This is a genomic window from Roseomonas chloroacetimidivorans, assembly GCF_049629625.1.
Classification (GTDB): Bacteria; Pseudomonadota; Alphaproteobacteria; order Acetobacterales; family Acetobacteraceae; genus Roseomonas; species Roseomonas chloroacetimidivorans.
The window spans coordinates 1-15,661 of sequence record NZ_JBNBZS010000103.1 but is presented as its reverse complement, the minus strand read 5'-3'; the positions used below and the strand labels follow the sequence as shown (position 1 = coordinate 15,661).

Here is a 15,661-nt window from a genome sequence, read left to right as displayed (position 1 = left end):
CGCAAGCCGCCGTCGCATGCTTCATTTCCGTCGTGCAGCAACCGTGCTTGCCCTCCTTGAGGCGGCATAGGCTGATAGCATCAGCCGGCGGGTGACGGCAGCTCTGGCGCGAGCGCTGACAGATCCCTGCGGATTGCGTGCAAGACAAGCACCGCCGGCGTGCACGGCGGCGGAACGCCGCGAAGGGAATACGACATGGCGCAGGAAGCATCGCACGGGGCGGAGCCGGATCTTGACCAGCTCTGCATCAACACGATCCGAACGCTGGCGATGGACGCGGTGCAGCAGGCGAAATCGGGCCATCCCGGCACGCCGATGGGACTGGCGCCTGTCGCCTACACGCCGTGGAACGAGTGGCTCCGCTACGACCCCGCCTTGCCGATCTGGCCGAACCGGGACCGCTTCGTTCTCTCGGTCGGCCACGCCTCCATGCTGCTCTACGCGGTGCTGCACCTTGCCCGGGTGCAGCAATTCGACCGGCACGACTGCCCGGAGGGACGGCCGGCCGTCTCGCTCGACGACAAACGCCGCCCCCTACCGCGTGGTCATCGTGCGCATGCGCGCTCACCAGCCGAACCTTGACTACGTCAGGCGACGCACCGCCGAGGGGAAGAGCAAGCTCGAGATTATCCGATGCCTCAAGCGCTTCGTCGTCCGCGATATCTTTGGCTATCTCTGCCGCCCGGCAAACGCCCAACACTCAGCGCCAACGTGCCCTTGACCATTATAGGAGAATCGGAGCCGTCTGACGTCCCTTGTGCTGAGATCCAGCTACGCTGCGGGCGCCCCCGGGCGCCCGCCCGACACGGCTCTCTCACAGCAGCCCGATCGAGAGCCACGGAACCGCCGCGACCACGACGACCGCCAGAAGAAGGATGCCGAGATAGGGCCAGATCCGCGTCATGGCCTGGTCGGGTGCGGCGCCACCGATGGCGCAGGAGAAGTAGAAGCCCAGACCGAAGGGGGGGGCGAACAGGCCGAGCCCCATCGCCAGCACCACGGTGATGGCGTAATGGATCTCGTTCACGCCCAGCGCCCGGGCGGCCGGGAACAGCAGTGGGCCAAACAGGACGATCGCCGGTATTCCCTCCAGCAAGGAGCCGAGCACGGCGAAAGCCAGGATCGAAACGGCGAAGAAGCCGATCTTTCCGCCCGGCATGGCGATCATCATTGAGACGAGTTGCTGGCTGAAGCCGGACTGCGTCAGTGCCCAGCCCATCGCCGTCGCCATGCCGATGATTAGCAGGATCGCGCCGGACAAGGCCGCCGTGTCCACCAGCATCGGATAGATCCGCCGAACGTCGAACTGGCGGTAAATCAGCAGCCCGGCCAGAATGGTGTAGACCACGCCGACAGTGGAAACCTCCGTGGCCGTTGCAACGCCCTCCACCACCGCTGCACGAATCAAGAAGGGCAGGACGAGGGCCGGCAGCGCGATGAGGCCGGTGCGCAGCATGGTCTGGTAGCTCGCGCGCTTCGTAACGGAGTCGCCCGCGTGCCGCGAGCGGATCCGGCACATGATAACCAGCGCCAGCGCGCAAACCAGGGCCGGCAACATGCCACCGGTAAACAAACCGGCGATGGACACACCGGTGACGGAGCCGATGGTGATCAGGACAAGGCTAGGTGGGATCGTCTCCGACATTGCGCCGGAGGCCCCGAGCTGCGCCACGAGCTCGCCCGGATGCGCGCCGCGCGCCTTCATGCCGGGGAAGAGCGCCGGTACGATCGCCGCCATGTCCGCCGCCTTGGCGCCGGAGATGCCCGAGACGAGATACATCGCGGCCAGCAGCACATAACTCAGCCCGCCCCGCACATGGCCGAGTAGAGCGATCATGAAGTTGACAAGCGCCCGCGCCAGCCCTGTGATCTCGATTAGCATGCCAAGGAAGATGAACATCGGTACCGCCAGCAGGATCAGCTCCGACATTCCGGCATCGACCCGGCCCACCAAAATGCTCAGTGGCATGTCGGTGGTTACCGCGATATAGGCGATGGTGGCAGCACCGAAGGCGAAGGCGATCGGCGTGCCGATCAGCACACACAATCCGACACCGACGACGAAGAACAGCAGCAGATTCATGTTTTGAAGAGGCACCAGCAGCGGTGCGGCGAACCACAGCCCGAGGCAGAAAGCACCGACGACGGCGGAAGCACCCAGCGCGTCGGCCCTGCGGGAGTGCCGGAATAGCCGCAGTAACGACTCGGCCAGCATCAATACGCCGCCGACCAAGATGGCGGCCACGCGAAGCCCGTTGTTCATCTGCAGCGCTGGAGTGACAACGTCCCGCTCAAGATCGACGTATTCGACGGTGGGGGCGAGCAGGGCGATGAGGCAGGCCACCGTAATGGCCGCGCCCAGCGCCTCGACCCGCCCCCGCCAGGGGGCGGGCAAGTTGCTGACCAGCATGGTCAGCCGCATGTGCTCGCTGCGGCGCAGCGCGATAACCGAGCCGAACATGGCGAGCCAGAGGAACAGGACCGAGGCCAGCTCGTCCGACCAGACCAGTGGATGGCCGAACAAGTAGCGCGCAGCGACGCCCGCACCGAGCACCACCAGTTCCACGACCATCAGCAGGGCCGCAGCCCCTTCCGTGAACACGGTGAGAGCGGACTCGGTCACGCCGAGCAGCGTGCCGCGCGGAAGCTCCGTGGCCTCGACCGGCTGGGAGATGATGCTCATGCTGCGAACTCCAGTTTCTTCCGATTCGGCAGCGGGCCGGCTCCGTTCAGGCGAGGGGGCCGGTGTACTTCTCGAGCAGCGACCAGCATTCGGGGCCGAAGCTCTCCCGCCACTTGGCGTAGAAGCCTGCCTTGCGCAGGACCTCACGGAATGCGGCCTTATCCGGCTGATTGAAGATCATCCCCTGCTTCTCCAGCTCTGATTGCAGCCGATTGTTCAGATCACGAATATCGGTGCGCTGGTGCTGCGCGGAGGTGTCCATGTTGTCCGAGACGATCTTTTGCAGGTCCGCCGGCAGCCGCTGCCAGGCGCGCTTGTTGGAAAGCAGCCAGAAGCCATCCCACATATGGTCTGTCAGGCTGCAATACTTCTGCACCTCGTAGAATTTCCAGTTGGAGATGATGGCCAGCGGGTTCTCCTCGCCATCCACCAGATTGGTCTGTAGCGCCGAATAGGCCTCCTTGATGTTGATGCTGGCCGGCGCGGCGCCATAAGATTCGAAGAGAGAGGTTGACAGCGGCATGACGGGGATACGGATCTTGAAGCCCCGCAGGTCCTCGGGCGACTTAATCTGCCGCGAGGAGGAGGTGATCTCCCGGAAGCCGTTGTCCCAGATCTTCGGGAAGACGTGGAGCCCGGCGCCGTCCATCTTTTGGCGCAGGTAAGCGCCGAAATCGCCGTCCATCGCCTTCCAGACCGTGTCATAGTCGCTGAAGGCAAAGCCGATGCCATTCGCCCCGGCCGCCGGCACGATGGTCTGGACCACCAGGCCCGAGAGCAGGAAGAACTGGATGCCGCCGGCGCGCAGCTGGCTCAGCATCTCGGTGTCCCCGCCGAGTTGGTTGTTAGGGAAGAGCTGGATGTTCAGCCGCCCGCCCGACCGTTCCTTGATCCGGCCAATCGCTTCCTGCGCTCGCGTGTTCGAGGGATGGGTCAGTGGCTGGTTGGTGGCGAACTTGAAATTGAACTCGGCCGCCTGGGCGGGGCGCGTCCGGATCGCCGGAGCGGCAATGGCGGACGTGGCCAGTGCGAGATGCCCGAGCTTTCTACGAGTGATTGTCATTCCGTTATCCTCCCGACGGGGCGTTTTACATACGATAGAGTCGCACCGCGTTGTCGTGCAGTAACTGCCGCTGCTCTGCTTCCGGTCGATCATAGATGGCCTGCAGGAAGCCATCTATGATCGCGTCGAAGCTGCCGACCAGGCTGTCCACCGGGTAGTTGCTGGCGAACAGGCACCGTTCGGCGCCGAAAATCGTGACGGCGTCACGGATGATCGGCACATTTGAGGCAGCGCGCCAGGGCTCGCCAGGGACGCCAAGTCCAGAGATCTTCAAGGCAACATTCGGTGCCCGCGCCAAACCGGCCAGTGCCGCGCGCCAAGCCCGCAGTCCCTCGACGCTGCGGTCGGCCGGCAGGGCAGTGTGGTTCACGATGATCTGCGTCTCGGGGAAATCCCGCGCCAGGTCATAGGCGGCGTCCAGGTGCCACCAGGGTGTCTGCAGATCGAAGCTGAGGCGGTGACGGGCGAGCAGCGCATAGCCGCGCCGCCAAGCCGGGTCGTCCATGGAGCCGGGGGCACCACGCGCTGCATCTTCCGGGCGTGCTGCCGAGCGGGGTTTGTGGCGGATGCCACGCACCATGGAGTGCGCAACCTGTGCCACCACAACGGTCTCCACCTCCGGATCGTCGAGATGTGCCTGCGCGACGCAGACGGTCGGCAATCCCTCGCTTGCGGCAAGGCATTCGAGCCATTCGGTTTCTGCCACGGGCCGCGAGGGATCGAACTCCGCCTCGATATGCACGGTGCCGACGATCCGGTGCCGGGCCGTGTCCGCACGGTAATTCTTTGGAAGATAGTTACGGCGCAAGGCTCCGTAGTTGCCGTAGCGGAAGGAGACGGCCTCGGCATCGCACAGCCAGGGGTAATAGTTTTCGTCGAGATTCCAAAGATGTTGGTGCGCGTCGATGATGGGCAGTGCCTCGCTCCGGGGGCGGCCCTCGCGGTCGCTTTCATAGAGGCGGATGATTGAAATGCTGTCAGCCAGCCCGTTGCCCTGGGCGACATAGGTGGAGAAGCGCTCGGTCGCCGTCTCGGCCATGGGCAGTTCGAGCCCAAGCCCGTGGGCGAAGCTCTGGACCGCCCTCATGTCCTTTAGGAGTTGGCGCGAATATCCGAGCGGCGGATCGAAGGCGCGCCGCTGCATCAGCGGGTAGACGCGCTGCAGGAGGGCGCTGTCGGCGAAGCCGCCGGCGAGGCAGGCGGGCAGTGCTGCCGCATCGATGCCCGCCGCCTCGGCCAGGTGCAATGCTTCAGCCATCACCACGAAGCCGGAGCCGACGATCGCCTGGTTTATGACCTTCGTCACCTGCCCGGCGCCGACCGGCCCCATGCGGGTGACATTGACGGCGAGGTCGGCGAGCACGGTTGCGGCGGTCCGTAAATCCTCCTCCTCTCCGCCGGCCATGACGGTCAGCGCGCCGCTGCGTGCGGCTGCCGGGCCGCCGGAGACTGGCGCGTCGATCCAGCCCATCCCGGCCTTCCCCCGTAACCGGGCGGAGAAGTCCCGGGTTGCGTCGGCGTCGATCGTCGAGAAGTCAACCAGCAATCGCGCACCGCCGGCCGCCGCGGCGACGCCGTTCTCGCCCCACACACAGGTCTCCACGGCTAGGGTGTCCAGCACGCAGAGCAGGACGATGTCGCTGGCTTCGACGACCTCGCGCGGGCTGCCGGCCTCCTTAGCCCCAGCCGCCAGCACCGGATCCAAATTCGGGCGTTCGCGATTCCATACCTTCAGCGACCAGCCGCGCTCCAGCAGCCGCAAGCTCATCGCGGTGCCCATCAGGCCAATGCCGATGAAGCCCAGGCGCGGCCTGCTGCCGCCGTCCGCTTCGCCGGCCATTACGGCTCGCCTCGATGCGGGCTGGCGATCTTTATGAAGACGCCGGCTGCACTGCGAGGCTTTGGCGGGAAATCGGGCTGGCCGCTCACTGCGCCACGCACCGCGGGCACTGCCGCCTCCAGGCGATGTCCATCCGCTTCCTCCCCCTGTTAGGCAGATCCAGAAACCCGTCACCGATTACCAGCCGGGGGACCTCGGGGCCAACATCCTGTCCTGGCACGTCGGGCTGCTGCATGACACCGTAGAGAACGCAGGCGCCCAGCACGGCAGGACCTGAGCCGGCCCGTCGGGTCGATAGATTCATCTCCGCGTTTCCCTCTCCGTGCCTTGTTGTTGTTCAGCGATGCAGCCAGCGCGGCGGCCGCTTCTCACGGAAGGCGGTGAAGCCCTCCGTGGCGTCGGCTCGGCCGAAGACCTCGACATAGGCAGCGTGCTCGACTGCGAGGTGCGCGCGGAAAGCTGCAATGAACGCATGGTCGATCATGGATTTGATATCGCGCACGCTGCCGGCCGGCGCATGGGCCAGGCGTGCCGCCTGCTCCACCGCCGCGGTCTCCGCCTGGCCCGCCTCCACCAGCTGGTCCACCAGCCCCTGCCGGTACGCCGGCTCCGCCTCCAGAACCTCACCGGCCCAGGCCAACCCCTTGGCCCGCGCCGGGCCGACCCGCCGCGCCAGCAGCGGCAGCCCCCCCGTACCCGGCCAGACACCGCGATGAACCTCCGGCAGGCCGACCCGCGCATTCCGCGCAGCGATGATGAGATCGCAGCCCAGCGCTAACTCATAGCCGCCGCCCAGGCAGGCACCCTCCGCTGCGACCAGGACCGGCTTCGGGCATCGAACCAGGGCGAGGATCATGCGCTGGGCGTTGTCCGCATGGGCCGCCGCGACGGCGGGATCGCGGCGGGCGGGGAACTCGCTCAGATCGGCGCCGGCGCAAAGATGTGCGGGGCCCGGCAGGAAGACGACGCAGCGCACGCTGTCATCCGCGGCCGCTGCCAGAAAGGCATCGCCGAGGGAGCGGCGGATCACCTGCGTCAAAAGATTCAGCGGCGGCGCATTGATGCGCAGCAGCACCACCGCATCCTGGCGCGACAGGCTGAGACCGGGCAGCGCCTCGGGCCATCGGCGCGGTCCGTCCTGTGCACCGTGCGGCATCATCATGTCCCCGCCAACAAGATGTCGGATGCCTTCTCGGCGATCATCACCGTCGCCGCGTAGGTGTTGCCCGACACCATGGTCGGCATCACCGAGGCGTCGCAGATCCGCAGCCCTTCAAATCCGGGCACCCGTAGCGATGGATCAACCACCGCGCCCGGGTCGGACCCCATGCGGCAGGTTCCGACGGGGTGGTACACGGTGGCGCCGGTCCGCCGCGCATGATCGAGCAGCGCCTCGTCGGGCATGCTGGCGCCCGGAAAGGTCTCGTGGTCGACCACCGCCGCCAGGGGCTCGGTGCGGAACAGGGTGCGGACGAAGCGCAAGCCGGCCAGCAGCGTCGCTTGGTCCATGGGGTCGGCCAGGTAATTTGGCTGGATCTCCGGCAGGGCAGCAGGGTCGGTGCTGAGGGCGCGCACATGACCGTGGCTTTCCGGCCGGAGTTGTGCGGCGCCGCAAGTCATGCCCGGCTCCCGCTCCAGCAGGCCAGCGCCGAAGCGGAGGGTGGAGTAGCTGGCCGGGGCAAACAGCAGCTGCAGGTCGGGATAGGCCAACTCCGGGCGCGTCCGTAGGAATGCGCCGCCATGGGCGGGGCTGGTGGCCAGGATGCCGCGACGGCTGATGGCGTAGCGCAGCACCTCCCGCATCAGCCGCAGGCCATGGGCGCGTTCATTAAGGCTCGCCGCGCCACGCAGCCGCACGGCAATGCGGGCTGCGTAGTGGTCGCGCAGGTTGCGCCCCACCTCCGGCATGGCTTGGCGCACTGGGATGCCGAGTGGCATGAGCCAATCCGGATCGCCGATGCCGGAGAGCTGCAGAAGATGCGGCGAGTTGATTGCGCCGGCTGCCAGCACGACCTGCCGCCGTGCCCGCACCAGGAAGCGCGTGTCGCCGCGCCGGTAGAAGACGCCGGTGGCGCGACGTCCCTCGAAGGCGATGCCCTCGACGAGGGCACGCGTGGTCATCTGCAATTCCGGGCGGCGCAGCGCGGGACGCAGGTAGGCATCCGCCGCGCTCCAGCGCCGGCCGCCACGCAGCAACTGCTGGTAGAGGAAGCAGCCCTCCTGGTTGCCGCTGTTGTAATCCGGATTGCGCGGCAGCCCGAGCCGCGTGGCCGCCTCCAGGAAGGCTGTCGTCAGCGGGTGCGGATCAGCTTGGTCGGTGACGCTAAGCGGTCCGTCGTGCCCGCGCAGGGCGGGGTCACCGCCCGGCCGCGTCTCGGCCCGCCGGAAATACGGCAGCACCTCCTCCCAGGACCAGCCGCGGCAGCCACGCTGGGCCCAGAGGTCGTAATCCGCCGCCTGCCCGCGCACATAGAGATGCCCGTTGATCGAGCTGGAGCCGCCGACCACGCGGCCGCGCGGGAAGGGGATGGCACGTTCCGCCGTGCCCGCCGAGGCGGCCGTGACATAACCCCAGTTCAGGCTCTTGTTGTGGATGGTGCGGCTGAACCCGGCCGGCACCTTGATCCAGGGATGGCGGTCCGGACCTCCGGCTTCCAGCAGCCGGACGCTGTGCCGGCCGGACGCGGTCAGGCGGTTGGCCAGGACGCAGCCCGCCGCGCCTGCCCCGATCACCACGAAATCGGCCTCGCCTGCATCGAGCGCCGCCGCCTGGCCCGGGTGCTTCCCCGCCGCGGCCATTCCCTCCGGCATGGCTCAGCCGGTCCGCAGCGCGGCGGCGATGGTGTCCGACATTGCGCGCAGATCTCCTGTGTAGTCGACGCCGCGCGCGGCGGTGATGGTTCCGCTCGCCTCGGCGAAGCGTTTCCAGCTGGGCGTCTCCAGCGCCGCGCTGAAACCGGAGCGCAGCCCTTCGACGATTGCGGCGGGCGTGGCGGACGGTGCGGAGAGGCCCTTCATGTTCTCGATGAACACGTCCAGGCCGCTCTCTATCATGGTCGGAACTGTCTCGAAGCCTGGAATGCGCTCGCGCGAGGCAACCGCCAGCAGCCGCAGCGTGCCCCCTTCCAAGAGCCCCTTGAATTCATCGGGGCTGCCAAAGGCCGCGGTGATCTCGCCCGCCGCCAGCGCCAGCAGGGTCGGGCCGCCGCCAGTATAGGGAACGTGCAGCATCTCCGTTCCGGCACGCTTGTTCAGCACCACGAAGGCCGAGTGGTAGAGCGAGCCGACGCCGGACGAGCCGTGTGACAAGGATCCCGGCTTCTCCTTCGCAGCCGCCATCAGCGCGCCAAGGCTGCTATAGGGGCTATCCGCCCGCACGCAGAGGAAGAGGGGATACCGGGCCAGCAGGAGGAAGTGCCGGAAATCCTCGAAGGGGCGGTAGGGCACCTCCCGGTAGTGCGGCACGGAGGTGGTCTCGGACCCGCCGGAGAGCACGACCTGCGTGCCGTCGGCGGGGCCGCGGGCCACCTGCTGCGCGGCCAGGACGCCGGCCGCGCCCGGCTTGTTGACGACAACCACCGGCACCGGAAAGACATCCTGCGCTGCCTGGGCGATGCCGCGCGCCACGATGTCGGAGGCGCCACCGGGGGCGAAGCCCACGATGATCTGGACGGGCCGCTGCGGCGTCCATCCGCCGGCCTCGGCGGCTGCGGCACCGGTTGCGCGCCCGGGTAGCGCCAGGGCCGGGGTAGCGAGCAATGCGCTCGACAGCAGACCACGCCGCTCCATGAGGTTCGTCATCTCTTTTCCTCTTCCTCCGTTCCGCCGGCTTGTTGGTGCTGGTCGGACTTCACGCATGTCTCAGGCGGCGGCGTTCTCCCGCTCTCCTTCCAGGGCCCGCACGGCCCCGGCTTCCTGCAGGGCGCGCACCTCGGCCGGCACGAAGCCGAATTCCGCCAGTACCTCCACGCTGTGCTCGCCGAGGCGCGGCGGCGGACGGCGGTAATCGGGCGGGGATGCCGAAAGGCGTACCGGCGAGGCTAGTGTCTCAATCGGGCCCGCGGTCGGGTGCTCGAACGGCACCAGCATGCTGGCATGCGCGAGCTGCGGGTCGGAGCGCAGGGCCTCGTGCAGATCCTGGATCGGCGCCGCCGGTACCTGTGCGGCTCCGAGCCGGGCCAGCCATTCGCCGCGCGGCAACTCGGTGAAGCGGGCCTCCAGCAGGGCGATCAGCGCATCGCGATGGGTACAGCGGGCGGGGTTGGTGGCGAAGCGCGGATCGTCGCGCCATTCGGGCCGCTCCAACGCTATGCACAGGTTGCGCCAAAACTTCTCAGTGAAGCAGGACAGGAAAAACCAGCCGCCATCGCCAGCTTGGAAGGCCTGATAGGGCACGAAGGTCGGGTGCCCGGTTCCCAGCCGCGGTGGGGCCTTGCCGGTCTGCAACGTCTCGATGTCGCGCGGGATCGAGGCGAACACGGCGCCCTCCAGGAGGGATGTGGTGACGCGCTGGCCCTCGCCGGTCCGCATCCGGTGCAGCAGCGCCGAAGTGATGCCGAAGGCGAGCAGTGCGGCGGCACCGAAATCGGGATAGGGGTTGCCGATGCGCGCGGGCGGCCCTCCGGCCTCGCCGGTCATCGCCATGAGGCCGGACAGCGCCTGGATCACCGGATCATTGGCCGGCAGATGGGCATAGGGCCCGTCCTGCCCGAAGGCTGAAGAAGATGCAAAGATCACGTCCGGCCGTACTGCGCGGATGGCCTCGTAGCCGACGCCCAGCCGATCCAGCGTGCCGGGACGGAAATTCTCCACGACCACATCGCACTGTGCCGCCATGCGCAGCAGTGCTTCCCGCCCCGCGGGGTTCTTCAGGTCCAGCCGCAGGGATCGCTTGTTGCGGTTCTGCGACAGGAACTGCGCGCTCTCGCCGTTCAGGAAGACGGTGCCGAGTTTGCGGGACAGGTCGCCTGCCTCCGCCTCCTCCACCTTGATCACATCCGCGCCCAGATCAGCGAGCAGCATGGTGCAGACCGGTCCCGCGGTCATCACCGTCAGGTCGAGGATGCGGATGCCGGCCAGTGGCATGCGTCGTGCGGTGTTCTCGGTCATCCTCGCCTCCTCAGGCATAGGTCAGCGGATGAAGCGCGATGCCGTCCTCGCCGTCGCGCGTCGCGACGTAGGAATGACCATGGCGCGCGTCATCACGCTCCGGGCGATCGACGCGGTTATGCGCGCCGCGCGTCTCGTCGCGGGTGATACAGGAATTCAGCACCAGCTCTGCGACCAGGGCGAGGTTGCGCAGAGAGAGGCCGCTGGCCACAGTCTCGGGCGTGAGGGCGAGCCGTGCGCCGATCTCGCGGCGCGCCGTGCGGGCGGTTTCGCGCACGGCGGAAAGCCCCGCCTCGCTCTTCTCCACCAGGCACTGCGCCTGCATGCCGGCCCGGATGGCATCGCCCATCTCAGACAGTTCCGGATCCGCTGGCCGCGCGAAGGCGGCGGCGAGGTCGTCCAGGCTGGCGGCCAGCGTGGCCGGCTCGGCCGGACGGCCGTGCCGCGCCGCCTCGCCGGCCGCGCCGCGCCCGGCGCAATGGCCGAATACCTGTCCTTCACAGAGGGAGTTGCCGCCGGGACGATCCGGTCCGCGCACGCCGCCCGCCACCTCTCCGCAGACGAACAGGCCGGGAATGGTGGACTGCGCGTCGGGCCCTGTCATGCGCACGCCGCCATTCATGCACTGGAAGGCGATGCCCACTTCGAAGCGGTCCTTCGCCATGTCCAGCCCGCGCTCACTCAGCCAGCGGAAGGTGTTCGGCGCGCCCGCCGCGAGGCGCTCGCGCGGCTGATGCGTAAAGGAGAACCAGACACCGCCGCGCTCCGTGCCGCGTCCCTCCGCGATCTCGCGATGCATCGCGGTGTCGAGGTAGCGGGAGATGTTCGAGGTGGTGAAGGGGAACACCTTCTCGTGCAGCACCGCCTCGACGCTCACCCCCTCGGGCAGGTAGCGTGGGAGGAAGACCTCACCCTCGGCATTGGTGATCTCCGGATCCAGCACGAAAATGGATTTGGAGAAGAGCTGCACATGGGGGTGGATCATCGCCGGGCCGAACTGGTGGAACTCCAGGTTCACCAGCTCCGCGCCGTGCCGGAATGCGATCGCCTGGCCGTCGCCGGTCATCTCTGCCGTGGAGACTTGCTGGCTGAAGGCGCCATGCACTCCGCCAGAGCCGAGCACGACGGCCGGGGTCCGGATATGGAGGAAGCGGTGTCTCGTCAGGTCCCAGGCGAGGGCGCCGCAGACATGGCCCTCCGCGTCGCGCAGGATGTCGGCCAGCATGCAGGGCGCTTCAACCCGTACACCCGCTTCGACCACGGCGCCCGTCAGCGCATCCACGATGGCGCGGCCGGTGCGGCCCTGGGCGGTCATCGCGCGGCCGTAGGAGTTGAAGTCGGAGCGGATCAGGCTGTACCGGTTGCCGTTCCGGTCGAAGGGCACGCCGAGTTCGACCAGTTCGCGTATGCGCGACGGGGCTTCCTCGGCCAGCACCCGCACGAGGGATGCATCGACGAAGCCGCGCGCCAGGCGCATCGTGTCCTCGTAATGCACCTCTGGCGCGTCGCGCTCGTCGCCGAAGCCGGCTGCGGCATTGATGCCCATGATCTCGGACGCGCCATGCACGGAGGAGCCGCCGCTGTGCAGCGGTGCCTTGGCGAGAAGCAGCACGCGCGCGCCCGCCTGGGCGGCGGAGAGCGCGGCACGCGAGGCGGCGCCGCCGGCGCCGGCGACGACGACATCGGCGTCGGCGGTCACGATCTCGAAGGGAAGGCTCGTCATGGATAGGCTCCAGCGCCAGCGACCGTCCAGGCAGGGGTGCGCTTCTCGAGGAAGGCGGCGATCCCTTCTCGCGCCTCGGCTCCGGCGCTGTTCAGCGCCATGGCGCGGCCCATGAAGGCCGTGGCCGTGTTGAACTCCAGCGACAGGCAATCCTGGAAGGCGCGCTTGCCCGAGGCGACCGAGACGGGCGGCAGCGCCGCGATCTTCTCGGCCAGCTCCTGCACGGCCGCCTCCAGCCCGCCGCGCGGCACCACGCGCGTCACCAGCCCGGCTTGGTGTGCCTGCTCGGCGCTCAACGTCTCGCCAAGCAGCGACATCTCGTAGGCGCGGCGGGGGCCCACGGCGCGGATCACCGCGGGCAGCAGCGTGCAGGGCCAGAGGCCGAGGCGGATCTCCGGCAGGCCGAAGACAGCATTCTCCTCCGCCACCACCAGATCGCAGGCTGCGGCGAGGCCGGTGCCTCCGCCCAGCGCATGCCCAGCCACTGCCGCGACCACGGGCTTTGCCGCGCGCGATGGTGCGAGGAAGAGGTCCGCCACCAGCGCAAAATGCGCCTCCCGCTGCTCCGGCGTGACGTCGAGGAAGGCGTTGATGTCCGAGCCCGACGTGAAGATGCCGTTGGAGCCCTCGATGATGATGCAGCGCACGGCCGGATCCTCCCCAGCCTCCCGGATCAACGCCGCCAGCCCGCGGTACATTCCACCGGTCAGCGCGTTGCGGCGCTGCGGCCGCTCCACCCGGAAGCGGGCGATGCCTCCCAAGAGCGAGGTAGCGATATGCTCGACCTCCCGCATTAGCCGAGCCCCATGGTACGCGCGATGATGTTGCGCTGGATTTCGCTGGTGCCGCCGAAGATCTGGAACAACTTCGCCTCCCGGTAGTGTCGCTGCATGGCGTTTTCCATGGCGTATCCGTTGGCCCCGAGCACCTGCACGCCGTCGGCGGCAACTTGGACATAGGTATCGGCGGCGAAGACCTTCGCCTGGCTGGATTCCCGTGCGCAGGGATGGCCATCGGCCAGGAGCCGCGCGGCGCGGTAGGTCAGGAGGCGCGCGGCATCGATGCGCGTCTGCATCTCGGCGAGCTTGTGCGCGACGGCCTGGAAGGCGCCGATAGGCCGGCCGAACTGCTCGCGCGTGCGGGCATATTCCAGCGCCTGGTCGCAGGCAGCCTGGGCAGCGCCGACGCAGATGGCGGAGAGGGCGACGCGCTCCTTTGCCAACACGCTCATCAACTGGCGCCAGCCGCGGTGCAGCTCGCCGACGCGGTTGGCCATCGGTACGCGCACCCCGTCAAAATGTAGCTCGCAGGTGCGGATGGCGTGGCCGCCCAGTAGGTCGATGGGCCGGATGGTCAGTCCGGGCACATCGCGCGGCACGAGGAACAGGCTGATGCCATCATGTTTGCTGCCGCTGCGATCTGTGCGGCAGGCAGTGAGGATGTAGTTGGCTTGCAGGGCCCCCGTGATCCAGGTCTTGGCGCCGGTAATCACCACCTCGTCGCCCTGTACTTCACCCACCGTGCGGAGGCGCGCGGCGTCGGATCCGGCCTCCGTTTCCGACAGAGCGAAGGCGAAGAACATCCGCCCTTCGGCGACGTCCGGCAGCAGGCGCCCCGCCAGCTCGGGCGCGAAGGCGGCGATGGCGCCGCCCACCATGTTGCAGGTGATGTTCCAGTGCCGGGCCAAGCCGATGGAATGGCGGCCCAGCATCTCGAGCAGCGCCGCCATTTCCATATAGCTGCCGACACCGCCATGCTCCTCGGGTAGGGTCACGGCGAACCAGCCGGCTTCCGCCATCGCTCGGATCGCCTCCTCGGGGAAGCGCTTCTCCTCGTCGGCGCGATGGATGTACTCGGGGGGCGCGTGGCGTCGCAGCACGGCGTCCACGTTGCGCCGCCACTCCAGCGTCGCGGCGTCCAAATAGGGCGCCAGATCAGCCTCGGACAGCCGATCCTCGGTTCGAGTGGCAGCATGATTCATGGAACGCTTCACTCCTGCTTTCCTATTCGGCCGGGTACAGAGCCGAGTGTTTCGAGCATGCGGCTGCGGCCGAGATTGATATGCCGCTCCGCCGCCTGTCCCGCGGCCGTGGCATCGCGCGCCTCAAGAGCCGCCAGGATTCGGTCATGCTCTCGCCGCGACAGATCGAGCTGCGCCGGGTGCAGCAGCGTGCGCTTGCGGAAGAGGTGCAGGCCCTTGGTCGCATTGGCATAGGCCTGCGCGAGCGGTGGGTTGGCACTGGCCTGCATCAGCGCGGCGTGGAAGTCGAGATTGCGGTCGTAATAATCGTTGAAGCGTTCCTCAGAGGCAGCATCAGCCATTGCATCGTCGATGGCGCGCAGGTTTGCGATCGCCGCCGCCGTGGCGCGCTGCGCTACAAGGCGCGCGGCGGCGCGGAACAGCGCAGCGCGCAGATCATAGAGATCAAGCGCATCCTTGACCGAAAGGCTCCGCACCAAAACGCCGCGGTTCGGGACCACCTCGACCAACGCCATCTGCTCCAGCCCGCGCACCGCCTCCCGGAGGGCAGAGCGGGAGATTCCTAGGGTCCGGGAGAGGGCGAGCTCGTTCAGTCGTTCCCCCGGCTGCACTTCCCCTTTCAGGATCATGCCTTCCAGCAGGCGCATGGTCGCGACGAAGCTGGCCGCTGGAGCAGCATCTGCTACCCGGGGGTGGTCTGCAATCATCAATAGAGTGTCGGCAATTCTATTTTCATTGTCAACCAGGCGAGGATGTGATTCGGGCATTCTGGTCCCCGCCGCGTCGGCCTCCTTGGAGGGCAGGCGTCAAGACGGCCTTCCCAGGCGGGCAGGTCCGGTGGGCGGTGGTGGCGTCGTCAAACTGGAGGCCGGCCAATTTGGCGATGCCCCCGCGGCAGATCGACCGAGTATGCCCGCGGCGCGACAGAGGGAGCGCCACAGGCGCGGCAGGTGACGGACCGATGGCATCTACTCCGGAACACCTTGATGGGGTGGACGCCCCCCGACGGCATCGACGTGCCAAGGTGGAGGTGTTGAGCAACCACCAAAGGAGGCGTCCGTGGGACAGGCTAGCACGATCGGGCTCGACATTGCGAAGCAGGTATTCCAGGCCCATGGCGCTGATGCGGGCGGGCGGGTGGTGCTTCGCAAGCGCCTGGCGCGGGCCAAAGTACTCGAGTTCTTCGCGGGGCAGGCGCCGTGTGTTGTGGCGCTGGAGGCTTGTGGCGGAGTACACCATTGGGCACGGGAGATCGGCAAGCT

General features: G+C 67.8%; 11 protein-coding genes and 2 pseudogenes. 2 read left to right on the top strand and 11 right to left on the bottom strand.

Annotated elements, in window-relative coordinates; genetic code table 11:
- Nucleotides 1-195: 195 nt before the first annotated feature.
- A pseudogene (locus ACO1BU_RS32240) lies at nucleotides 196-451 on the top strand (transketolase); the annotation flags it as partial.
- Nucleotides 452-814: 363 nt separating this feature from the next.
- Here the strand turns inward: ACO1BU_RS32240 and ACO1BU_RS32235 are convergent.
- The 11 genes from ACO1BU_RS32235 to ACO1BU_RS32185 form a co-directional block, all read right to left on the bottom strand.
- Nucleotides 815-2,683, bottom strand: a complete 1,869-nt coding sequence (locus ACO1BU_RS32235; protein ID WP_424140041.1) for a TRAP transporter large permease — start codon at nucleotides 2,681-2,683, stop codon at nucleotides 815-817.
- Nucleotides 2,684-2,729: 46 nt separating this feature from the next.
- Nucleotides 2,730-3,746: a TRAP transporter substrate-binding protein gene (locus ACO1BU_RS32230; RefSeq protein ID WP_424140040.1), complete on the bottom strand. Its 1,017-nt coding sequence runs from the start codon at nucleotides 3,744-3,746 to the stop codon at nucleotides 2,730-2,732.
- A 25-nt stretch (nucleotides 3,747-3,771) separates the two neighbouring features.
- Nucleotides 3,772-5,586 (bottom strand): amidohydrolase family protein, encoded by a 1,815-nt coding sequence (locus ACO1BU_RS32225; RefSeq protein WP_424140039.1) that lies wholly within the window; start codon nucleotides 5,584-5,586, stop codon nucleotides 3,772-3,774.
- A gap of 337 nt (nucleotides 5,587-5,923) precedes the next feature.
- Nucleotides 5,924-6,748: an enoyl-CoA hydratase/isomerase family protein gene (locus ACO1BU_RS32220; RefSeq protein WP_424140038.1), complete on the bottom strand. Its 825-nt coding sequence runs from the start codon at nucleotides 6,746-6,748 to the stop codon at nucleotides 5,924-5,926.
- A complete protein-coding gene (locus ACO1BU_RS32215) occupies nucleotides 6,745-8,397 on the bottom strand; it encodes a GMC family oxidoreductase (RefSeq protein ID WP_424140037.1) in 1,653 nt (550 codons plus the stop codon). The genes ACO1BU_RS32220 and ACO1BU_RS32215 overlap by 4 nt, the downstream gene beginning before the upstream one ends.
- Nucleotides 8,398-8,400: 3 nt before the next feature.
- A complete protein-coding gene (locus ACO1BU_RS32210; protein WP_424140036.1) occupies nucleotides 8,401-9,387 on the bottom strand; it encodes a tripartite tricarboxylate transporter substrate binding protein in 987 nt (328 codons plus the stop codon).
- 60 nt (nucleotides 9,388-9,447) lie between these two features.
- Entirely contained in the window at nucleotides 9,448-10,695 is a 1,248-nt protein-coding gene (locus ACO1BU_RS32205) for a CaiB/BaiF CoA transferase family protein (protein WP_424140035.1), read from the bottom strand.
- A gap of 10 nt (nucleotides 10,696-10,705) precedes the next feature.
- A complete protein-coding gene (locus tag ACO1BU_RS32200) occupies nucleotides 10,706-12,418 on the bottom strand; it encodes an FAD-binding protein (RefSeq protein WP_424140034.1) in 1,713 nt (570 codons plus the stop codon).
- The gene (locus tag ACO1BU_RS32195; protein ID WP_424140033.1) at nucleotides 12,415-13,212 is read right to left on the bottom strand and encodes an enoyl-CoA hydratase/isomerase family protein; all 798 of its coding nucleotides are present in this window, start codon (nucleotides 13,210-13,212) and stop codon (nucleotides 12,415-12,417) included. Before ACO1BU_RS32195 ends, ACO1BU_RS32200 begins: the two co-directional genes overlap by 4 nt.
- A complete protein-coding gene (locus ACO1BU_RS32190; protein ID WP_424140032.1) occupies nucleotides 13,212-14,399 on the bottom strand; it encodes an acyl-CoA dehydrogenase family protein in 1,188 nt (395 codons plus the stop codon). The genes ACO1BU_RS32195 and ACO1BU_RS32190 overlap by 1 nt, the downstream gene beginning before the upstream one ends.
- A gap of 8 nt (nucleotides 14,400-14,407) precedes the next feature.
- Complete coding sequence (locus ACO1BU_RS32185; RefSeq protein ID WP_424140031.1) at nucleotides 14,408-15,106, bottom strand: GntR family transcriptional regulator; 699 nt, start codon at nucleotides 15,104-15,106, stop codon at nucleotides 14,408-14,410.
- A 352-nt stretch (nucleotides 15,107-15,458) separates the two neighbouring features.
- Here ACO1BU_RS32185 and ACO1BU_RS32180 point away from each other — a divergent pair.
- A pseudogene (locus tag ACO1BU_RS32180) lies at nucleotides 15,459-15,661 on the top strand (IS110 family transposase); the annotation flags it as partial.